Origin of the sequence: Stenotrophomonas sp. 364, from assembly GCF_009832905.1 — a bacterium.
GTDB classification, from domain to species: Bacteria; Pseudomonadota; Gammaproteobacteria; order Xanthomonadales; family Xanthomonadaceae; genus Stenotrophomonas; species Stenotrophomonas maltophilia_AP.
The window spans coordinates 2,338,169-2,359,816 of sequence record NZ_CP047135.1 but is presented as its reverse complement, the minus strand read 5'-3'; the positions used below and the strand labels follow the sequence as shown (position 1 = coordinate 2,359,816).

The following is a 21,648-nucleotide window of genomic DNA, read 5'->3' as shown; positions in this document are numbered from 1 at the left end:
TCACCCGCACCAGGCAAGCCACTAGTCTTCGGCAGCCCCGCTGTTGAGGATCTGCAATGCCCCCCGCCATCTATGTCTTTTCGCTGTGCGCATTCGCGTTCGGTCTCTCCGAGTTCGTCGTCGCGGGGCTGTTGACCGCCATTGCTGACGATCTGGATGCGTCGATCTCCCTCGTCGGTACGGCCATTGCCGCTTACGCAGTGGGTGCCGCCATCGGGGCACCGTTCATCACCGCGCTGGTCGCCCACTGGCGGGACAGACACATTCTGCTGCTGGCTACGGCCTTGCTCGGGGTGGGCAGCCTGCTGATGAGTGCATCGCCCAATCTGATGGTTCTGCTGGCCGTCCGCTTCGTGGTCGGCCTGGGCCACGGCGTGTTCATGGCGGTGGCCTCCGACGCGGCCACCCGGCTGGTGGACCCGCAGCGATCCGGTCGGGCGCTGTCGGTGGTGTGGATCGGGCTGACGCTCGCACTGGCCATCGGCGTTCCGCTCGGCACCTATCTGGGAAGCCTGTGGTCCTGGCGGGTGGTGTTCATGGCTATCGGCGTGCTCAGTGTCGGCGGCATGCTTGGCCTGGCGCTGTGCATGCCGCGCGGCGCGGCCGGGGTGGCGTCAACCGGCGCTGGCGCATGGAAGGGCATTAAGGCCATCACCCATCCCCAGCTGCTGATCACCGCCGGTATCGGCGCGCTCGTCAGCATTGCCACGTTCTCGTTCTTTACGTTTGTCTCGCCCTACCTGCAGCAGGTCACTGGGGTGGGGGTGCAGTGGCTGAGCATGGGGATGCTGTTGTTCGGTATCTGTGCGATCGCCGGCAATCTCCTGGGAGGCTTCCTTGCCGACGCGATGGACGTGGATCGCAGCATCCGGTTGGCGTTGGTCGCGTTGGCGCTGAACCTGTTCGGTCTGTACGGCGTGGCAAGCATGCCGGTGCCGATGATGATCCTGATCGGCACGTTGGGCATCTGCTTCTTTGCCATCGTGACCCTGCTGACGCTGCGACTGCTCAGGCAGGCCCAGCGCTTCATTCCCGCCTACAGTTCGGTGGCGGCGGGGTTGAACATCGCGTCTTTCAATCTGGGGACTGCGCTGGGCGGTGCATTGGGCGGCCTCACAATCAGCTATGCGTCGTTGGCGTTCATCCCGCTGACGGGTGCGTCGGCATCCGCGCTGGCAGTGATGGTGCTGTACCTGCAGGGGCGACGCACGAAGGAGGTGGGATCGTCGTTCTCCTGATCGGTAGCGACTCGCTGGATGGCACCTGCCCTGATTGACTGACGCGCGGGGGAGTTGCAGCCCGGATGAACGGGACATCGACGCCCGCACCCTGCTGCTGCTGCGGGTGCTGGTGGAGGGCCTGGCGATGCGGGGCGTGCGCGCCCCTGGCTGGCCAGGGAGACCCTGCGGAGGTTGTTGACGGCCGTGATCGCGCGCGTGCTGGGGCAGTAAGTCTGCTGACGCCTCCCTCAGTGATCGGCAATATCGAGACCGCGGGGGAGTAAAATGCTCCTTCCGCCGATGCGTGGCCGAGGCTCATCGCAATGCCCTATACCAACAGCGACACACTCCTGCGGCTGCGCGATCAGATCCCTTCCTTCCGGTGCATCGTCGGGTGCCACGACTGCTGTGGCCCGGTCACGGTGTCGAGCGAGGAGATGGCGCGTCTGCCTGTGAAAAGCGAGGCCGAGCACGATGCTGCGCTGGCCGAGCTCAGTTGCCCCTACCTGGGTGAGCAGGGGTGCGAGATCTACGCGGAGCGCCCGTTGATCTGCCGTTTGTTCGGGACGACCCCGCGCCTGCGCTGTCCGAATGGCCAGCGGCCGGTCTATATGATCGATGAGGCAGTGGAAGAGGAGATCCATCGCTATCTTGGGAGCACGCGCCAGGTGCTGCTCTAGCCCAACAGGAGTGCAACCAAGGGCACCCACGGGATGCCCCTCTTCAGTACGTCGGTGTCCTGCTCCGCCACTCCAGCGGGCATGCTGAAGGAGCCGTGGCGGCTTACGGCGCTGCGGATGGCACGATATAGCGTTCCCAGTAACCGGCAAGCTGGGCCTGCTTTCGCTGGCCGAGTTCGCTGTCGAGGGTCTTTTGCAGTCCGGTGGCCTCCTCGCCGCGCCCGGCACGATGCAGCTCACGTGCCGTTTCAAGCACGGCGCGCTGCCGCACGGTGAGGTTACCGAAGGGGTCAAAGTACGAATCCAGGCGCGTGGCGTCGGTCACGCCGGTCCAGGTAAACCGGGCATCGCCGGCGTCTGTGGCGATGCTGCGATAGCGGTCCACCGCAACGGCGGGCGTGATGCGTGTTTCGAGCAGATCCAGGCAGGTTTCCAGCAGCCGGACTTCGGGCGAGTTCTGTTCGGCCTTCAGTAAGTGCACCGTCTCGCGGACGAATGCGCGATCGATGTTGCCGGTGGTGGATTGGACGCCCAGAAGGTTGAAGCTGGCCACAGCCACGCGATACTCACGGCGCTCCTGTTGGCGCACCTGCTGCTCGGTTGGCTTGCCGATACTGGACGGCTGAACGATCCGAATGTCCGCGGCATCGCCCAGGATCGCTTCGATATCCCGCTTGTGGAACTCGCCGACCACCACGACCAGCGTGCCGCCAGGATGTGCTTTCGCCGCCGCGGCCACCCGCTGGGCCTGCAGATAGGTGCGATAGAGATACAGCCTGCGCGGCAGATCGTCCTTTGCGCGCTTGGCCGGGGTGGCGGCCCACTGCGCGATGCGCTCCACGTTCCTTGCGTCGTCGGCGTGGAAGAGATCGCGGGTGAGGTGGCTCGGCGACGGGAACGAAAGGAATTGCTGGAATCCGCTGGCGGGACGCAGTTCCGGCGCCGTGCCCAGGTCCAGGCCGAACCCGAGCCGGGCGTCTTCCACGGGCGGCTCCCAGTCGATGGGGCACAGGTCGATGCCGTTGCGCCGGGCAAAGGGAACCACGACGTCCTGAACTTCGTAGGTGAATTCGTAGTAGTCGTTGCGCGCGAAGGCCTCGGGCGACCGCTCGATGCAGATGGCATCGGGCTTGGCATGCGCCAGGAAAGCGGCAAGCAGGGCAGGTCGATCATTGCGGGCCACCAGCTGCGACGCGTGGTCCACGCCCAGCACGATGACGGTGGTCTTCCCATCCACTGCCTTCGACGCTGCTCCGGCCATTCCAGACATGAGCAGCAACGCCACCGAGAAAAATAGACGCTTCACCTGCGCTCCTTCCATTCCATTTGGGTCCAACGTAGCGTGCGCACTACCCGGGTTTCCTGTGCCATTGGTTGTAGTCACGCACACCAATGCGCTATGCACAACGTGGCTACAGCAGCCAGAGCGCGGCAAGCAAGGCCGGCGGCATCACCAGGATGCCCAGGCGCAGGAAGGCAAGCGCGCTGACGTGCTCGCCTTCGCGGCGCAGCGCCACCAGCCAGAGCATGGTCGCGAGCGAGCCGGTCACCGACAGGTTGGGGCCGAGATCCACGCCGATCAGCAGCGCGGCGCGGGTCTGTGTGGGCAGGTCGGCCATCTGGCCCACCGAGCCGGCCACCAGGCCGATCGGCAGGTTGTTGGCCAGGTTGCTCAGCACGGCGGCCGCGCCACCGGCCAGCCAGCTCGCTTCGCCGGGCGATGTGCGTGCAAAGGCCTCCAGCGCGTCGGCGGCGAGGCGAATCACCCCGGTGTGCGCCACGGCCTCGACCAGTACGAAGAGCCCGGCCACCAAAGGCAGTACGCCCCAGGACACATGCCGCAGGATCGGCAACGGGCTGCGGCGTTGGCGCAGACGGATGGCGGCCAGGGTGACTGCACCGGCGCAGAAGGTGGTCAGACCCAGCGGCCCGTTCATGGCCGAGGTGACCAGCAGCACGCTGCCGGTGACGCCGACGCCGATGGCGCACAAACGGCCGCCCTCGGACAGTGGCTGCTGTTCGGCCAGCGCCACCAGCGGCTGCGCGATCTGGCGGCGATGCGCCAGCCGCAGTACCAGGTAGGTCATGCCGATGGCAGCCAGCGAAGGCAGGGTGAACTGCCGCAGCCATTCGGGCAGCGAGGGCATGTGATCGCCGAAGACCACCAGGTTGGCCGGATTGGAAATGGGCAGGACGAAACTGGCGGCATTGGCCACGAACGCACAGACGAACAGATACGGCAGCGGGTTGGCCCGGGCGGCCTTGCAGGCTGCGTAGACCGCCGGCGTGAGCACGACGGCCGTGGCGTCATTGGACAGGAAGATCGTGACCAGGGTGCCCACCAGGAACACCAGGTCAAACAGGCGTTTCCCCGAGCCCTTGGCGTGCTGCACGGCGTACGCGGCCAGCCAGTCGAACAGCCCTTCCTGCCGTGCCAGTTCGGCCAGCACCATCATGCCGATCAGGAACAGGTAGACATCGCCCCCTTCGGCCACGGCGGCCATGGCCGTGTTCAACGGCAGCAGCCCGGTGACGGTCAGCAGCGCGGCCGCGCCCAGTGCCCAAGCGTACTCGGGAATGCGCCAGGGGCGAAAGATGACACCGCAGGTGGCGACGGCGGTTACCGTCCAGATGATCAGGGACGTGGTGGGGATCTGCATCGATTGCTCGGGGAAACTCAAAGGCGGGTGTCGGACGGCGGTGTCGCGGATTCGGTGGCATTGCTGGCCTGGGGCCGCGTCTCGGGCATGGCCATGGCCAAGACGAAGGCGAGGGCAGCGATCGCTGCCAGGGTCAGGAACGCGACATCATACCCAGCGAACTGGACGATCATCCCGGCCAGCCCCGGACTGAAGGCGGCGCCCAGCCCGAATGCGGTGGACACCGCGCCGAGCGTGACATTGAAGCGACCGGTTCCCTGGGTGAGGTCACTGACGATGACCGGAAGCAGGGCGCCGAAGATGCCGGCCCCGATACCATCGAGCAACTGTACGCCGAGCAGCCACGCGGGCGCGTCGGACAGCGGATACAGCACGCCACGGATCGGCAGGATGAGAAACGCCGCCAGCAGCAGCGGCCTGCGCCCCCAGGCGTCGGCCCGGGAACCCACCAGCAGCGCGGCCGGCACCATCACCAGCTGGGCCGCGACAATGCATGCGGCGGTGAGCGTGGTGGCCAGCGCGGGGCTGGTCTGGGACAGCTTCTGGCCCACCAGCGGAAGCATCGCCGCGTTGGCCAGGTGGAACAGGGCGCAGCAGGCGGCCAGGATCACCAACGTTCTGTTCTGTAGCAGCAGGCGGACCGAGGCCGGCGCGGGCGCGTCCTGCCCGGGCGACGGCAACCCGCGTGCACGCTCGTGGTCGATGGCCGCGGAGGGAATCATCAGCACGGCGGCGATGCTGGCCAGTGTCATGGCCGCCATCAGGTAGAACACCACCACGGGCCCGCCCACATAGGCCAGCCCGCCGGCCAGCACCGCCGCGACGGCATTGCCCGCATGATTGAACGTTTCGTTACGGCCCATGCGCCGCGCGAACACCCGCGGCCCGCCGATACCGAGCGATAGGGCCGCGATGGCCGGGGCGAAGACCGTACCGGCGATGGCGCCGAGCGCCTGGGTAAGCGCCACGAGCGTGAACGAGGCGGTCCAGGGCAGCACCAGACAGCTCACGGTGACCAGCATCGCGGCGATCACGATTGTCGCCCGCTTGCCGTTCACCCGATCGATCAAGGCGCCTGCCGGCGTCTGCGCGACCAGGGCGGCGAGCCCGGCCACGGTCATCACCGCGCCGATGCTGGCCGGTTCCCACTTGTGGACGGCCAGCAGGTAGATGGCGAGGTAGGGCCCCAGTCCGTCGCGCACATCGGCCAGGAAGAAGTTGACCGCGTCGAGCGCGCGATCGGGCGAGCGGGACGGCTGCAGTACGGGGGGCGATGGATTCACGTGCACAGGCTCGAAGGTCGGGACGATCTGCCCCGACGCTCGGGGGGGTTGGCACGTTATGCGCGTGCGTTCGTGACGGCGGCGTGGCGCCGGGAAATGTCGCCGTTGGCCGCCTTCAGCCCGAACAGCGGGCGGATCCAGCGCACGCGACGAATCAGGTATTCGTGCAGCAGCAGGCAGCCGGCCACCGTGGCGATCAGGACCAGCAGCGGTTCGAGCACGGGGCCAAGGTGCAGCGGCTTCAACCAGAACAGGGCGGCAATCAGCAGGCTTTGGTGAAGGATGTACCACGGGTACACCGCTTCGGTGCAGTAAGGCAGCCAGCGGAACGGACGATCCAGGTAGCGCTTGGCCCAGCCCAGCAGGGTCAGCATCACACCCCACACATAGAGCATCTCGCAGAACCGGGATTGCAGGCTCCAGAACCCTTCCGGCCAGGTGCGCAATGACGAGTCTGCCGGCAGCCATCGACCCAGCGCTTCCAGCAGGAAGTACCAGCAGACCGCCAGGCACACGGCAACAAGGCTGGCCCAGCGCAAGTCGACAGCGCGCTGCCAGAACGCTGTCTCCCGCCCGAGTGCATAGCCGATCAGGAACACGGTGAAGTACTTGGCATGCTGGTAGGTGTCGTTCACCAGGGTGTTGGTTGCCGGATGCGCCGGGGCGAGCCAGACCAGCCACAGCAGCAGCACCGCCGTCGGCCCGAGAAGGAGGAACAGGCCATGGGACCGTGCCATGCGTCCAGTAAGCCGACGAACCGGGGCCGAATCCAGCAGCGGCTTGAGCAGAACCAGCACCATGCTGTAGCACCAGAGGTAGGCCAGATACCACAGGTGATTCCAGGTGATGCCGAACGGGGCCCCCGCGAAGCTGCCCTCCGGCCAGGGGCGGACCTGCCAGTAGCGCAGGAGAAACGCACCGAACCCGGGCGACGCATAGCCGTTGGTGACGGCTTCGCAGTAGGGCTGGATCGGGACCACAAAGAACATGCCGAATACCAGCGGCAGTAGCAGTCGCCACGTGCGCAGCAGCGCAAAGCGCCCGGCCGCCAGGCGCGGCCCCAGCAGGGCGATGGCCACCCCGGAGATCAGGAACAGCAGGGACATGCGCCAGCCGTTGAGCAGGCGCATCGGCCACTGCAGCTCGGGCGTGGTGTGGGTGCTCTTCAGGTGAAAGCCCCAGCCGTCCACATAGGCCATGGCCAGGTGATAGAGGATGAGCAGTGCGAAGGCGATGACGCGCAGGGCGTCGATATCGTGTCGTCGGGTCATACGAAGGGACGGGATGGGGGTGCCGCAGCATGCGGGGCAGGCGGATCGGTTACAGGCCGGAAGGGACCGCCGCACAAGGGAAAGGGACCAGTGGCGGGGCCTGAGGGGCGAGTGGGAGGGGCCGTGGAGGTACACCGGCACCGGCACCGCGCGGGTGGGTTGGATGCAAAGCCCGGTGACCGCGTCAGTGGGTCATCCCCGGCGTCATGGCGGCCTCAGCCGGACGACAGCCCGCAAACAGGTCCAGCTCCTTCCGATAGACGCGGGACTGCACATCGAACAGCCCCAGCAGGGAGTGGTAGAGGTTGTCGTGGCTGTAGCGCCCGTCCTCGGCGCGCTCGCGCAGGCACGCAAGGCTGAGGTGGGCCTGTTCCGCAAAGCGCGGCGAAAACCACATGAGCAGCGGCACGTGCGTCTGCTCCGGGGGCGCAATGAGGTACGGCGTGCCGTGCAGGTACATGCCGCGCTCGCCCAACGACTCGCCATGGTCGGACACGTAGATCATCGCCACGTCGCGCTGGTCCGCGTAGCTCTCCAGCAGGGTGATGGCCTTGCCCAGCATCCGGTCGGTGTAGACGAGGGTGTTGTCGTAGGTGTTGGTCAGCGCCTCGTTGGTGCAGGTCTGGATCTGGTTGCTGTCACAGGTGGGGCTGAACACCCTGGCGTCTGGGGGGTAGCGCTCGAAGTAGGTGGGGCCATGGCTGCCCAGCTGGTGAAGCACGATCAGCGCGTCGCCCTGCAGGGCATCGATGCGGGCCCCGAGCTGGTGCAGCAGGACCTCGTCGTAGCAGGTGCCGTCCTTGTTGACGCACTGCCCGGCCACCTTGAGCGCCGGCATGTGCTCGGTAGGCACGCGCGCGCACACGCCCTTGCAGCCGCCATTGTTGTTGTTGCGCCAGAGGATGCCCACACCCGTACGCTGCAGGATGTCCAGCAGGTTCTCCTCGGTCGCCGCGCGTACCTCGTCGTACTGCGCCCGTGCCATGCGGGAGAACAGGCAGGGCACTGAAATGGCGGTGGCGGTGCCGCACGAGGCGACGTGCTTGAACGCGATGACGTCGCCGCGCTTGGACAGCACCGGATTGGTGGCGCGGGAGTAGCCGTTGAGCTGCATGTTCCGGGCCCGCGCGGTTTCACCCACGACGGCAATGACGAGCCGGGGCCGCCGGCCTTCCACCGGCACCGGCCGCCGGGCATCTTCGGCGACGGTCTGCAACGGTCGCGAGACAGCGATGTACTTGCGCTTGAGGTAGCCATTGGCGTTGCGCACGACGGTGACGGGCAGCAGCTGGTCCTTGAGCTGGCGGTTGTTGCGAAGCAGGGAAGCGTAGTCCTTGTAGAACGCCAGGGACACGACGGAGAGGATCACCAGTGCCGCCACCAGGTTGATGACCCACCAGGACACGGTCTGCAGGGCGCCGGCGATGCGCCGGGTGGGTAAGGACACCATTGCAGCCGCCGGCAGAACGCCCAGCGCCAGCACGGTGAGCAGCAGGGGGGCGGAGAAGTAGGAGGCAAGCTCGGCCTGGTTGGTCTCCAGTGCGTTCTGCACCATGCTGCGATCGATCAGCACGCCGTAATGCAGCATGAAGTACGTACAGGCCGCGCTGACCAGTACCAGAAGTGCCAGCAGCGGCTTGCGCAGATAAGGCAGCGCGAGTACCGGCGTAAGCAGCACGTTGAACGCGCAGAACAGGAAAACGGGCAGGCTGATGAAGAACAACACGCTGCGCAGGCTGTCGATCTCCACGTGGGTCCAGAGCGTTTGCCACAGTGCCAAGTTGCCCACAGTGGCAAAGAACAGTGCGGCTATCCAGGTGAGGTGCACCGGGTTGAGCCGCAAAGAAACAAGACGTTGAATCACGCGCATTCTTCCGGGGAGCGAAAAGTGCGCGAAGTATCAGAAGGCAAGTATCAGGAAGTTGTCAGGTCTGCCTGCAGCCAGTCGCGCGCATTGCGCGGCGACCTACGCCATCAGCACCACGGCCCATACCGCGCCGACCATGAGCAGTGACACGGTCTGGGCGGCACTGCCCATGTCCTTGGCGTTCTTGGAGAGCGGGTGGCGCTCCAGCGAAATGCGGTCGACCACCGCCTCGATGGCGGAGTTGAGCAGCTCCACCAACAGGCTGATGAAACTGACGGCCAGCATCACGGCACGTTCTATGGCGCTGAGGTTCAGTAGGAAGGTCACGGCCATCAGCACGCCATGCAGGGCCAGCAGTTGCCTGAAGGCGGCCTCGCCGCGGACGGTGGCCATGAAGCCATCGCGGGAGTAAATCAGGGTGTGCAGGATCCGGCTCAGCCCGGTTTTGCCGTGGCGATATTTGCCGGTTCCAGTGGAGTTTTGGGGGTGCATGTGGAGTTCACAGGGAATGGGTCGCTGCAGAGCATTGGGAAGGGGGCGTCAGAAAGCTGTCAGGATTCGCCCCTGTTGCAGGATGTGACCGCGCCCGGTCACTACGCTGCCGACATGTCCAAGGTGAAGCGGCAGCCATGCGCCGAGCTCTCGACGGCCATGTGCCACCCCAGGTGTTCCACGATCCGCTGCACGATGGACAGGCCAAGCCCTTCGCCACTCTGGCGCGCGCTGGGGGTGAAGCGCTGAAACTGCTGGGGATCGATGCTGGATGGCAGCCCTGGGCCGGTATCGGCGATGACCAGGGTGGTGTGCTCCACGCGGATGTGTATCTGACCTTCGTCGGTGTACTGGCATGCATTGCGCAGCAGGTTCCAGACCACGCTACGCGCCAGTTCGGCGTTGGTGTGGACGCGTGGATCCTGCGGCGCGTCCAGCACCACCACCACCGGTTTGTTGGCCAGCCAGGGCGGGCAACGGGAAATGCACTCTTCGATCAAGGTGCGCAGCGCGACGTCTTCCTTCTCAAGCCGCTGCGGGTCGCGAGACAGCAACAACAGGCAGGTAAGTTGGCGGTGCATCTCCTGGGTGGTGCGCATGATGCGCTCGGCGCTGGCGTGCAGGTGGCTGCCGTCGGGCAGCTGGTGCGCGATGGTCTCGGCCGCGCCGGCGATGATGGCCAGGGGCGTGCGCAGTTCATGGCTGGCATCGCCGACGAAGCACCTTTCGCGTTGCAGGAACTGCTGCGCTTCATCGCTGTGTTGCGCGAAGGCGCGTGCCAGCACGCCGATTTCGTCCCGGGCGTCCTGGAACGGAAACGGCATTTCCTTGCGCTCCACCGCATCGGCCAGGCGCGTGATGGGCGCGATGACGCGCGCCGCCGTCAGCCGGCCGATCCAGAATGCGCACAGAATGCATGACAGGATGACTACCAACGCGTACGCGTCGATGACGTGCTCGAGGTACTGGTAGCGCTTGGCGTCCTGGCGCAGGTAGTAGCGCTGTCCGTCGCGGTCGAACACCAGCATGTGCCAGACGTCGGGATGTTTGGCGCTGTAGTAGCCGGGCGTATAGCTGCGCAACGCCTCGGGTACGGTAGTGGCATCATAGAGCTGGCTGCCATCGGGCAGGGTGGGGAGGATGCCGTTGGCCATCTCCGCTTCCAGCCGATGCATCTCGCTGTGCAGGCTCTTTGAGATCACGTAGGCCCGCAGCTCGTCATAGTCCAGCTGCTCTGCGGCCACGATGAAGCCCATCACGGCGACCATCAGCAGCACGAAGGAAATGATGATGCGCGTGCGCAGGGTGAGTTGGCGGTAGATCGATCTCATGGCCGCAGTGCTGCTCCCCGTGTCATTGCACGCTGGCCTTCTGCGGTTTGCTCAAGCGCCAGCCGACGCCGTGAACCGTCTCGATCAGCGGGGACGGGAAGTTCCGGTCGGCGTGCTGGCGAAGTTCATGGATGTGCGTACGCAGTGCGCCGCTGTCGGGCGGATCGTCGCCCCAGAGCAGGTATTCCATTTCCTGCTTCCTGACCACGGCAGGTGCGGCGCGCATCAGGCACAGCAGCAGCTTGTGGGTACTGGGGGTCAGGCTGATGGCCTGGCCCTGCCGCCAGGCCTGGGGAGCACGCGTGTCCACCTGCAGGTCTTCCCATGCCAGGGTGCCTTGCACCTGTCGACCCTGGGCGCGCCGCACCAGCGCCTGGATGCGCGCATCCAGTTCCCGGAGCGAGAAAGGCTTGATCAGGTAGTCGTCGGCCCCCAGCGCCAACCCCTGCACCCGGTCGTCAACCGGATCACGTGCGGTCAGCATGATGATCGGTACGGGATTCTGGAATTCCTGACGCAGTTTCTGGCACAGCGTCATGCCATCCAGCCGCGGCAGCATCAGGTCCAGCAGGATGGCGTCGTAATCATTCTGCGTGGCCAGGCGCAGCCCGGTGGCACCATCACGCGCGTCGTCGAGCACATAGCCGAGCGGCTCGAAGAAGCTGTACAGGTTGGCGACCAACTCCGGGTTGTCTTCAATGATGAGCAGGCGTGTCATGACTCAGGGGCAGGGTGATACGTGCCGGGAACTCTGCGGGATCTTGGCCGCGTTGCCAAGCGCCGTTGGTCCTGGGGGCTGACCTGTTGGCACGGTGCAACACGCCATGTCTCAGTTCGGGCTACGCCACCCACCACTGGCAATGAAATCCAGCACGCCCACCACCAGCAGCGACACTCCTACCAACGGGAACAGCACCCCGCCAACGCACAGCAGCGCGAACACGATGGCGACCGTGCGCCGTTCCCTGGGCAGTGGCGGCACCCCGATGCCGCCCAGCGGCCGGCGCTTCCACCACATCACCACGCCGCTCACGCACAGCATCACGATGGCAGCGCAGGCCACCAGCAGGAACAGCCGATTGAGCGTGCCGTATTCCTGGCCCAGGTGTACGTTGATGCCCCATTCCAGCCCGCGCCCCAGCGCGCCGTAGTCGGCGTATCCCATGTCCAGCAGCACCCGTCCGCTGTACTGGTCCAGGTGCACCACGCGCTGGCTGGCCACGTCTTCCGGGTACACCGAGGCGGTGTACACGCCCATCGGGCCACGCGGCAGTGCCACGCTGTAGCCGGGCGTCAGCCCAAGGCGGTTGAACCGCTGTACGGCCGCGTCGATGCCGATGGCGCCCGGCTGCGGTGACAGGTCGCCCAGTGCGCCGCCGCCGTGGCCTTCGTGCCCGTCGTGCTTTTCGGCAGCGGTGTGGTGCGCATGGGGCAGGGCCGACGCTGGCAGCCGCGCCTGCTCCATCGACCAGGTGGGCGAGGTGGTATCGGCCAACCGTTGCTGCGACATCGGCACCTGCACGCGCACACCGGCGGGATAGCCGTAGTCCTGGCCGTTGGTCCACGCATTGACCTGCTTGCCCCACACCACCGACCACGGCATGCCGGTGACGGCCAGGAACAGCAGCACCAGACCCACCCAGACGCCGGTGACAGCATGCAGGTCGCGCCAGAACAGGCGCTGGCGCGGCTGCCCGCGTAGGGTCGTGATGCCGCCTTTCTGCCCGCGTGGCCACCACAGGTAGAGGCCGGTGAGCACCAGCAGGATGGCCCAGCCTGCGGCAATCTCGATCAGTGCACTGGCGTAGTCCCCCAGCAGGTCCAGGCTGTGCAGGCGGCGCACGACGCCGGAGAACGTGCCCTTGTCGGGCAGGTGCCCGAGCACCAGCGCGCTGCTCGGGTCAACGTAGTAGACCTCGCGCCGCCCGTTGGGCCGCAGCACGCCGATTTCCACGCTGCCATCGGCGCGTTCGGGCGTGGTGTAGCGGAACACGTCCCCGGTGGAGAGGGCGGTGACTGCGGCGATCTGGGCGCTGGGCAGCGCACGCGCCTGCGGCGAGGGTGCCACCACCTTCAGGTCAGGGTGCACCCAGCGGTCGATCGGCTTCTGGTAGAGATAGGCGGCACCGGTCAGCGCCAGCCAGGCGATGAAGGGCAGCACGAACAGGCCGGCATAGAAATGCCACCGCCACACCGCGCGGTAGAAGCGCCAGCGGCCTGGGGTGCGCGGGGTGGGAGTGGTGTCCATCTCAGAGCTCCCGGGTCCAGCTCAGGTAGAGCGCGCGGCCATCGCCCGGCGAGTAGCCGGACGAGCCAGTGTCATACCAGGCATACACGTAGAAGCGGTCCGTCGCGTTCTTCAGCTGCAGGGCCAGCTGGTTGCGCGCGTCCACCCTGTAGCGGGCGCTGAGGTTCAACAGCGCGTAGCCACCGTAACGGCCGAGTGTGTTGGTGCGCTCCACGAAGTAATCGCCCTGGCCATTGCCCCAGGCACTGAAGGTCCAGTCCTGGGTGGGGGTGTATTCCACGCCGGCGCTGGTAAGCCAGTTCGGTACGTTTTCGATCTGTCGCCCACGGGTGCTCGGCGCGGTGGGGTCGGGTACCTGGATCACGGCCTTCTGCCGCGAGTACGAGGCCCAGGCGCGCCAGTGCGGGTTGGCCTGCCAGGTCAGCTGCGCGTCCCAGCCGCGGCGCAGGGTCTTGCCCACGTTGCCCACTTCGTTGCTGCCGACGCTGCCGTTGACGCCAAGGATGGTGGCCACTTCATCGGACGCGCGTTGTTCCCAGTACGCCACCCGGGTCTGCAGGCCGAGGGTGGGTGCCCACTTGAGGCCGGTCTCCCAGCCTTCGTTGATGGAGGGCAGGAGGTTGCCGGCCTGGGTGCGGTAGGCGCCGTTGCCGCTGCCGATCTGAAAGGTGCGGCCCCAGTTGGCGTAGGCCACCGTGGTGCTGGCCAGGTCGTAGGACACGCTGAGCTTGGGCTGCTTGATCAGGCCGTAGTCGTATACCGGCGCGCGGGTGTTGGCATCCACGTTGTGGAAATCGCCCTCGATGTGGTCCACGCGATAGGCGGGCACGATCTTCAGTGCCGGGGTGGGGCGGATCACGGCCTGCACGTAGGCGCCGCGGGTGTCCAGGTCGAAATCCCAGTCGCGCAGGGTGGCCAGGCGCTCGCGCGCCACGGTGCGGAAGCGGCGCGCGGTGTTGTCCTGCCATTGGCCGTCCACGCCGGCATCCAGCACGAACTCGGTCAGGGCCGTGGTGGGGCGCCAGGTGGTGGTGAGCATCAGCCCGCGGTGGGTTTCGTCGTTGAAGCGCTCCTGCTGCGCGCCGCCGGCGGTGAACGTTACCCAGCGCTGGTTGCGGTAGGCATTCTGATAAGCCTTGGCATTCCAGCTCCCGTTGGTGCCCAGGGTGCCGTCGAGGTGTAGGGCGGTCTGGAGGGTTTCGCGCTCGCTGCGGTCATCGCGGGCGTAGGCGGGCGACTGGTTGGGGTTGGCTTGCACCTCGGCGTAACTCAGGTAGCCGGCTTCCAGCGCGGCGTTTTTGTAATAGCGGCTCGTCAGGCCCGCGTGCCAGCGGCCATCGGGATCGGTGTAGAACCATTTGCCGGCAACGCTGCGTTGCGTGCCGTCGGCATGATCGCGCTCGCCATCGGCGCTGCGCCAGCCGATGAAGTAGTTCTGCGACCACGCGCCGTTCTCCAATCCCTTGGCCACCTGGACGTCCCGGGTGCCGAAGCTGCCCACGGTAACGCTCAGCTGGCCATCGTTGCCGCCCTGGCGGGTGAGCACGTTCACATCGCCGGCGATGGCGTGCAGGCCATATCGGGCATCGTTGGTGCCGCGCACGATTTCGATCGCGCTGACATCCAGCGGGAAAACGGCGTCGAGATAGGGCATGCCGCCGGCGTTGTCGTTGCTGGGAATGCCGTCGATGAGCAGCTTGACCGCGTTGATGCGGCCTTCGCCGTTGAAGCCGCGGAAGGAGAAGCGTCCGGCATCGGTGCCCATCTTGAACTGGGTGACCTGCACGCCGGGGGCGTTCATCAGCAGCTCCCAGCTGTGGTCCACCTTCTGCTGCTGCAGGAGGTCGCCGCCTATGATGTCCACCGAGCTGAACACCGAACGCGCCGGGAGCGTGCGTTCGGCGGTGGCGCGGGCCTGCACGGTGCCGAGGGTGAGCACGGTGCCGTCTTGTGCGGCGGCGACCGATGGGACGGTGGCTGCGCAGGCAAGTGCGGCCAGGAGGGCGCGGGAAAGCCGGTGTGGAGCGGGAGGTGGGTTCATTGTGCACAACATCGAAATGCCGCGACCCTCGTGGGGTCGAGACAGGCAAAGGCGCCGGCGTGTGAGCCGGTGGTTGGAGGAGACGGGCTGGATCCAGCGCCACGCGGGTGCACCCGCGCAAGGGCCGGGCGTGTCTGGCGGAGCAATGACGGCGTGGCGCGATGCGCGCCTTGAGGTCTACGCTGGATCAGCAGGCGAGGGCGTGCGGTGGACCGCGTGCGCCGAGGGTTCCCGGTGAGGGAGATTGCCGCATAGCCACCAGACCGGCCAAGGCACGGAAGTGCACCGGCCCGATGGTCATCAACAGAAGCAGGGCGACCAGCAGGCTGATCATCCGCGCCGCGATCAGGCAGTAGTCACAGTCCACGCCCATGTCGTGCTGTGCATGGGGATCGGCAGGCGTGGGTGCGGCAGCGGGTGCGGATTCGGCGTGCCCCGGCGGATGCGTCATGGCGTGATCCATACCATGGGCCGAATCGTGATGCATGGGGTGCGCATGTGCTGCGGCAGTTTCGACCGGCTGGGAATGCGCGGCATGCGCGTGCGCGGGCTGCACGACAGCGACGGGCGGATGCGCCAGCGCCCGGCTTACCAGCGGTGCGAGCACCACAAGCAGCATGGCCAGGCAGGCCCAGGCGTGAAGCCAGCGGTGGAGAACGGGGGAGCGCACGGCCCGGATTCTAGGCCATATCGGGGAATTCCCGCGGCGAGGGTGCCCGGTTTCCGCGTGATTGCGACGGTTTGTCGCACCTGCGGCCAGCCCCCGACGGGGCACGGATGGCCATTCATCTCATCAGATGGGTCGCTACTGCTCCCTCGCCACAGCTCAGGAGCAGCGCGCTCATGTCAATGACGGGCGTTGTCTTTGGCCTTGCCCACTTCACTCTGCACCTTGCCAACGGTTTTCTGGGCCTTGCCTTCAAGCTCTTGGGCCTTGTCGCCGGTGACCTTGCCAGCCACTTCCTTCACGGTGCCCTTGACCTGGTTCTTTGCACCTTCGGTACGGTTCTTGTCCATGTTCAATGCCTCGCTATGTCGCCCCGGAGTGGGCGTGGCCATGCTGCTTGCACGGGGGGTGTGGCGTAAGTGAAATTCTGCCGTGCCATACCAAACGGTTCAGGGATGCAATGGTCGTGCGATGACGACCGACGCGCATCGCGGTGGCTGCACGGCGTCTGCACTCGCGCTCCACATCCGGCGCCTTACAGTTTTGGCCATTACACCAATGGCGCGCGCTCGTGAACCTGCAGACCTCTGTTTCCCATCCGCTTCCCCGCCGCGCGATGCCCGATAGCTGCCACTTCGATCTGCTGGAAGTGAACGCGTTGCAGGACCCAAGCAGCGGACGCATCATCCACCTGTATTCGATGGTGGCGCGTTGCCTGTCGTGTGAGGTGATTTTCAAGGCGCAGGAAGGGCAGGGCTTCGTCAGCACCTCAGCGGCGCGCGTGCTTCGCTGCCCCACCGGGTGCGGCGAGCAGGCGCTGAAAGGCGCGGCCCTGCGGCAGCGGCAACTGCAATCTGCCTAGCGGCTGAAGCAGCGCCCGGGGAGACGCCGGGGCGCTGGCGATACGTGGTGCGGGCAGGTCAGGCGGGCACGTTCCACTTTCCGTGGTCGGCAGCTTTCTGTTTGTAGATCACGCCTGCAAAGTCCACATGCAGCTCGGTCCACTCACCGGCATCGTGCCGGGCCAGGACTTCAAAGTGCTTGGGCTTGCGTTCGGGCTTGCCCTTGACGGTCCAGCCTGCCTTTTTCACCGCCGCCAGTACGATGCCCGCGTCTGCTGGCGCGTCGGCGTGGGCGTGTTTCGGGCCGTGATGCGGCTTTTTGTGTTCCACCGCGACAAAAGCGCCGCCCTTTCTGGCGATGCGTGCGACTTTGATTTCCGAGGGACGCTGTTCCCCCTCAAGCCTGACGGCCTGGCCCTGCTTGAGTGGGAACGCCTCGACACCCTTGGGGCCCAGATCGGCCAGGTAGGCCTGCTCGTTGCAGATCAGGGTGAACCGATGCGCAAAGACGTGTTCGATGACGCCCGCGAGGGCGACCTTTTCATGGTGCGGCATGCATTTCTCCTGAGAGCGCCCAACCGCGGGCGCCCCCTGTCAATGCGGGCCGTTGGGGAGGATTCAATCGCTGGCGCCCGAACGCGCCTGACGCGTTCATCAAGCAGGGCGCTTTGTCTCCACATTCTTCTGCGGTGTCACGCGCCCTGCGTAGCAAACCGCAGCCGGTTGTGGTCCGGATCCACCACCATCATCTCGCGACCGCCCCACGGCACATCGGCCGGCGCGCGGAACACGGCCGCTCCGGCGGCCACAAACGCGGCATGCAATGCATCCACATCCGGCACATGGAAATACACCGCGCCGCCAGGTTCGCAGTCCCCGGCATGTTCGCTCAGGAACAGCTGCTGACCCTCACGGCTGATCTGCACGAACAGCGGCATGCCGGGCGCGAAACGGTGTTCCCAGTCGATGGTGAAACCCAGCTGCTGGTAGAACGGCACGCTCACCGTGGCCTGGGTCATGCGCAGCTGGGGAATGACGGTCTGTTGCATGGGGCGCTCCGTGGGTGGCGTCAACTGTCTGATGTTACGGGTGCGGCGCAGCGCCGCCAGCCTCAGCCGCCTTGCGCGCCTTGGTAAACGCCGCCTCTGCCTTGGCCAGGCTCTGGAACCTGTCAATGCGTACTTTGCCGTCCTGGCCGCGCTCGCCCTTGCGTACTGCCAGGATGGCGGCGTCGCGGTCCAACCGCAATTGCGTGACATGGGAGGCGCTGGCCAACTGCAGGAACTGCACGTCGGCGTCACCACGTTGGCCGTACCAGAGCAGGTCTGCGTTGGGTATGGCGCGCTCCATGGTGCCCAGCAATGTGGCGATCAATGCGCTGGGCAAGGCCTCATCGGCCGGCACGTCGACGTCGGCGTCGTGGTCGGACGGGATCACCTGGCGGTCGCTGTCGTCGGTGTCGTGCAGCATCCAGCGTGGCGTACCGCGTGCGTCCACCAGCAGGGGGCGGCGACCGTCCATCGCAGTGATGGCAAGCAGCTCGCCTGGCGTCAACAGGCGCATGCCCTGGTCGGCAAAGTGCCAGCCGATGCTGGCATGGTGCTGCCAGCAGGACACCAGCACGTCCGGCAGCGGATGGGTCTGGGCGGCGGCCAGTGCGTCGATGTCGGCCTGTGCCACGGGTGCCTCGCGGTGCATGTGCAGGGCGGTGCCGGGTGGCAGCAGGGCATGTGCGGCCAGGTAGCGCTGCAGCGGTTCAGTGGTCTGTTCGAGCGCCTGCGTCACGTTGCTGGCGTGCCGCCGCCCCAGGTCGACAAACCACTCCAGCAGAGGCTGGTCCTGCGGTCGCTTGTGGTTGTCCAGGCATTCGATGCCGTAGGTGAAACCGCCGACGCGGCGGGCCGCCGCTTCCAGCGTGTCGAAGGTGGCCAGCGCGATATCGGCGGGCACGGGGGTACGGTCGCGGTCAAGCCAGGTGCCGTTGCTGACGAAGAGCTTGAGCCCACCCCCCTGCCCGGGGTGGTAAAGGGTGCGGGCAATCTCCCCGCCCCCGGCGAGGTACCAGGGGTCGCAGGCAACGTACCCGGTGAGCGGGTGGGCCCGGATGCCTGCCAGCACCTCTGCGGCCTCCTGCGCGGTGGCACAGCGCAGTGCCAGGTGGATCTGGTTGTGTGCATTGCTTGCGCCGTGGACGACGTTGATGGCGGCGCCAAGGCGGGCCCAGTCGTAGAACGTGTCGCCCTTCCAGCACATCCAGCGCTCGGATACCTCGGTGGCGTCGTCGAAGAGGGTCGGACCGGTGTCGGCCAGGGTGTACCCCTGCACCTGGAAGGGCGGCGCGACGATGGCATGGCCGTCGAAATAATGCGTGTTGCCCAGCGCGTCCTGGAACAGGGTGGCACCGGTGACGGGATGGCGGAACCAGGCGAACGTGGCCGTTCCCCCGGCCAGCTGGCCCAGCGCCGCCAGGGGAATGCGGGTATCGGGGACGCCCTTGGCGCGCGCCTTGTACAGGCGTGCGTGCAGCGCCGCCCGTTGCTTTTCGGCCTTGCCATCCAGTGCATCCTGCAGCTGCGCGCGAAGCGCTCCATCGCGGTAGGGATCAAACACCGCGCTGCTGCTGCTGCCGACTTCACGTGCGGGCACGTCGCTATCGGCGGCGCGCTGGTACAACGCGCGGGCCAGGGCCGGTTGCTGACAGGTCAGGGCAGCGGTGCTGCCCAGCAGCAGGATGTAATTGAGGTAGCCACGTTCGTCGCCGTTGTCCGGCAATGGCCACGCGAGCGCATGCTCGGCCACCTCCAGCACCTGTTCGGGGTATCTGTCCCAGCTGTGGATGCTGGCGCAGTAGGTGGCGGCGGCGGTCACCGACGGCCGCGCCTGCAGCGCCTGCATGACCTGCGCATGCACGGCGGGCGAGCGGCAGATGTACAGCGCCCAGCACAGGCCGCGCGGGTAGGCGTGTTCCTGCCACAGCCGCTGAACCAGGTAGCTGGCAATGTCGGGCTGGTGCCTGGCGATCTCGCCCAGGTTGTCGTACATCGCCTTGAGCACGGTTTCGCTGGCCGGCTGACCGGCGGTCAGTGCATTGGATTCGGCTTCCAGCACCGCACACAGGTCCGGGGCGAGGTCGGGCGATTCCAGCCGGGACAGGATGCGTGGCGTCCAGTGGTCGTCCTCCTGCTTCTGCACCCGCGGCACCGCCCAGTGCAGCAGCCGCTGTCGCTGCCCGGTGTCGAGCACGGGCAGCACCGCGCCGACGGTGTTGCCGAGCCGGTCCACGAGCACGCTCTTCAGCGGCGCCCGCTCGAGCATGGCCATCAGCGGGTCGAACAGGCGGGGGTCGCCCCAGAACGGCAGCAGGCCGGCGATGATGGCGTCGGCGCGGGCGTCAGCATCCAGCTCGGCGGCGATGTCGCCCGGGGCCGGCTCTTGGCCGGCCAGCGCCACCAGCATTGGCACCAGCGGGTCACCGGCGTCGGTGACGGTCTGGCAGATGGCGGGCACTACCTGCCGCTGCAGCGATGGGCTCAATTGCGGCAGGGCGCGTTGCAACAGAGCGCAGCGCCCGGGCAGGGCGCCGTCGAGCAGGTAATGCAGTGCCCAGACGCGGTCGGCGTCGGTGTCGGCCAGGCGTGGAGTGCGGGCCAGACGGATGGCCATCGCCTCGCGCGTGGCAGGCGTGGCGGCGGCCACGCCTTCGGCAAAGCTGGGCGCGTCCCAGATGGCCAGCACGTCCTGGGCCAGGCCACGTTGCCGGGCCAGTGCATCGGCTGGCATGACCTGTTCGCCACACAGGTGCTGCGCGTGCTCGAGCAGGTCGAGCACGCGGGTCATCAGGTCGTCCCAGGCCAGCAGCGGGGTGACCACGTCCAACAAGGCGCGGCCATCGCCGATGCACTGGCGGATGGGGTGCAGGGCCAGCACGGTCTCCAGCGGCGCATGCGGGCTGGCAGCGAGCAGGCGAGTGGCCTGGTCGGCAGCCGCCTGGGCCGGCAGCCCCTGCTGTGCCTGCAGGAAGGCGCGCAGTGCCCACACGGCGGGTGCGTCGCGGTCCGCGATACCGTCAAGTAGCTGCAATGCCACCGCCGCATCGATGGCCGCAGGATCGTGCTCGAGCGCGAGGGTGATCTTGTCCACCATCTCCAGGCCGACTGTGCGCGGGGACACCGCGAGCGCACGCAGCAGCAGCTGCACCGGGCCGCCGGTGTCAGCCTGGGCCATGATCAGCAGTCTGGCGCGGCGGTGGGCGAAGTCGTCCACGACGGTGAGGGCGGCGTCGTTGTGCAGATCGCCGAACGTGGCCACGAATGCCTGCAACAGCGGAATTTCGGTGTGACCGATGGCGGCCAGCACCTGGGCCAGGCGGTCGTCCTGGCCCAGCAGGCTGGCGTGCAGCAGCCAGTACAGGGCCAGGTGGGTGTCCTGACCCAGGCGCGGCAGTTCGCTGTCGAAGCAACGCTGCTCACTGCCATCTTCCGGGAACGTGCCGATGTAACGCTGGTAGGCATCCGCCACTAAGGTGTCAGCACTCAGCAGCACCTGGTCATCAAGGCGCGCTGACAGCGCCAGCGCATGCATCACCCACTGGTAGCGGTCCAGCAGCGCGGCGGTGCCGGTATCGCGGTCGTTCGGGGTGAGGGCATACTCCTGCAGCAGCGACGCTTCGTCATCCGGGTCCTGGGAGAGCCGGGCGCGAAACGCCACGTACTCGTCCAGGCTGGCGAAGCGCGGCTCCACCTGACGGGTCTCATGGTCCTGCCACCACACCTGGCCGCCGCCGCGCAGATCGAGCAGGGTGTAATTGTCGCCGGCGTCATCGAGCACCACGAAGCCGGACAGCGTCTTGTCGATACCGCCGAAATACAGCGGGTTGCGTGACAGGTGCGCGTGGACCAGGTCGCGGGTCTGGGTGTCGGCGACATCCGTATCGATTGCCGCGGCAATGGCGGCGGTGACAGGCAGCGCATAGAAGCGCGACAGTGAGGCGATGAAATCCATCGTACGTCCGTGTGGGTAAGGCGGCCGCGCGTGTGCCTGCCGGCG

The 21,648-nt window shown here is 66.7% G+C and carries 18 protein-coding genes; 3 read left to right on the top strand and 15 right to left on the bottom strand.

The window, feature by feature from the left end; all coding sequences use genetic code 11:
• The first annotated feature begins 56 nt into the window (after positions 1-56).
• Both GQ674_RS10775 and GQ674_RS10770 read left to right on the top strand, forming a co-directional pair.
• Positions 57-1,238 (top strand): MFS transporter, encoded by a 1,182-nt coding sequence (locus GQ674_RS10775; protein ID WP_159497068.1) that lies wholly within the window; start codon positions 57-59, stop codon positions 1,236-1,238.
• Between the two features lie 305 nt (positions 1,239-1,543).
• Positions 1,544-1,900 (top strand): YkgJ family cysteine cluster protein, encoded by a 357-nt coding sequence (locus GQ674_RS10770; protein WP_038687801.1) that lies wholly within the window; start codon positions 1,544-1,546, stop codon positions 1,898-1,900.
• Between the two features lie 103 nt (positions 1,901-2,003).
• Here the strand turns inward: GQ674_RS10770 and GQ674_RS10765 are convergent, their stop codons facing one another.
• The 12 genes from GQ674_RS10765 to GQ674_RS10710 all read right to left on the bottom strand — a co-directional run bounded on the left by GQ674_RS10765 (position 2,004) and on the right by GQ674_RS10710 (position 16,110).
• A complete protein-coding gene (locus GQ674_RS10765; protein WP_159497067.1) occupies positions 2,004-3,206 on the bottom strand; it encodes a hypothetical protein in 1,203 nt (400 codons plus the stop codon).
• Between the two features lie 106 nt (positions 3,207-3,312).
• Positions 3,313-4,560 carry an arsenic transporter gene (locus tag GQ674_RS10760; protein ID WP_159497066.1) on the bottom strand — a complete coding sequence of 416 codons (1,248 nt, stop codon included), beginning with the start codon at positions 4,558-4,560 and terminating at the stop codon, positions 3,313-3,315.
• Between the two features lie 17 nt (positions 4,561-4,577).
• A complete protein-coding gene (locus GQ674_RS10755) occupies positions 4,578-5,843 on the bottom strand; it encodes an MFS transporter (protein ID WP_201290244.1) in 1,266 nt (421 codons plus the stop codon).
• A 56-nt stretch (positions 5,844-5,899) separates the two neighbouring features.
• On the bottom strand, positions 5,900-7,114 hold the full coding sequence (locus tag GQ674_RS10750; protein WP_159497065.1) for an acyltransferase family protein: 1,215 nt from the start codon (positions 7,112-7,114) through the stop codon (positions 5,900-5,902).
• 184 nt (positions 7,115-7,298) lie between these two features.
• A complete protein-coding gene (gene eptA / locus GQ674_RS10745; protein WP_159497064.1) occupies positions 7,299-8,984 on the bottom strand; it encodes a phosphoethanolamine transferase EptA in 1,686 nt (561 codons plus the stop codon).
• A 96-nt stretch (positions 8,985-9,080) separates the two neighbouring features.
• The gene (locus GQ674_RS10740; protein ID WP_159497063.1) at positions 9,081-9,473 is read right to left on the bottom strand and encodes a diacylglycerol kinase; all 393 of its coding nucleotides are present in this window, start codon (positions 9,471-9,473) and stop codon (positions 9,081-9,083) included.
• A 101-nt stretch (positions 9,474-9,574) separates the two neighbouring features.
• Positions 9,575-10,804, bottom strand: a complete 1,230-nt coding sequence (locus GQ674_RS10735; RefSeq protein WP_159497062.1) for a sensor histidine kinase — start codon at positions 10,802-10,804, stop codon at positions 9,575-9,577.
• 22 nt (positions 10,805-10,826) lie between these two features.
• A complete protein-coding gene (locus GQ674_RS10730) occupies positions 10,827-11,522 on the bottom strand; it encodes a response regulator transcription factor (RefSeq protein WP_159497061.1) in 696 nt (231 codons plus the stop codon).
• Positions 11,523-11,633: 111 nt separating this feature from the next.
• Positions 11,634-13,052, bottom strand: a complete 1,419-nt coding sequence (locus GQ674_RS10725) for a PepSY domain-containing protein (RefSeq protein WP_159497060.1) — start codon at positions 13,050-13,052, stop codon at positions 11,634-11,636.
• 1 nt (position 13,053) lies between these two features.
• Entirely contained in the window at positions 13,054-15,093 is a 2,040-nt protein-coding gene (locus GQ674_RS10720) for a TonB-dependent receptor (protein WP_159497059.1), read from the bottom strand.
• 187 nt (positions 15,094-15,280) lie between these two features.
• The gene (locus GQ674_RS10715; protein ID WP_159499396.1) at positions 15,281-15,712 is read right to left on the bottom strand and encodes a hypothetical protein; all 432 of its coding nucleotides are present in this window, start codon (positions 15,710-15,712) and stop codon (positions 15,281-15,283) included.
• Between the two features lie 227 nt (positions 15,713-15,939).
• Positions 15,940-16,110, bottom strand: a complete 171-nt coding sequence (locus GQ674_RS10710) for a CsbD family protein (RefSeq protein ID WP_081797188.1) — start codon at positions 16,108-16,110, stop codon at positions 15,940-15,942.
• A 221-nt stretch (positions 16,111-16,331) separates the two neighbouring features.
• Here GQ674_RS10710 and GQ674_RS10705 point away from each other — a divergent pair, with 221 nt between their 5' ends.
• Positions 16,332-16,622, top strand: a complete 291-nt coding sequence (locus GQ674_RS10705) for a hypothetical protein (RefSeq protein WP_159497058.1) — start codon at positions 16,332-16,334, stop codon at positions 16,620-16,622.
• Between the two features lie 58 nt (positions 16,623-16,680).
• Here GQ674_RS10705 and GQ674_RS10700 read toward each other — a convergent pair whose 3' ends face one another.
• From GQ674_RS10700 to GQ674_RS10690, 3 genes are all read right to left on the bottom strand, one after another.
• A complete protein-coding gene (locus GQ674_RS10700; RefSeq protein WP_159497057.1) occupies positions 16,681-17,157 on the bottom strand; it encodes a hypothetical protein in 477 nt (158 codons plus the stop codon).
• 137 nt (positions 17,158-17,294) lie between these two features.
• Complete coding sequence (locus GQ674_RS10695) at positions 17,295-17,651, bottom strand: VOC family protein (protein WP_159497056.1); 357 nt, start codon at positions 17,649-17,651, stop codon at positions 17,295-17,297.
• Positions 17,652-17,685: 34 nt separating this feature from the next.
• On the bottom strand, positions 17,686-21,603 hold the full coding sequence (locus tag GQ674_RS10690) for a hypothetical protein (RefSeq protein WP_159497055.1): 3,918 nt from the start codon (positions 21,601-21,603) through the stop codon (positions 17,686-17,688).
• Positions 21,604-21,648: the final 45 nt, after the last annotated feature.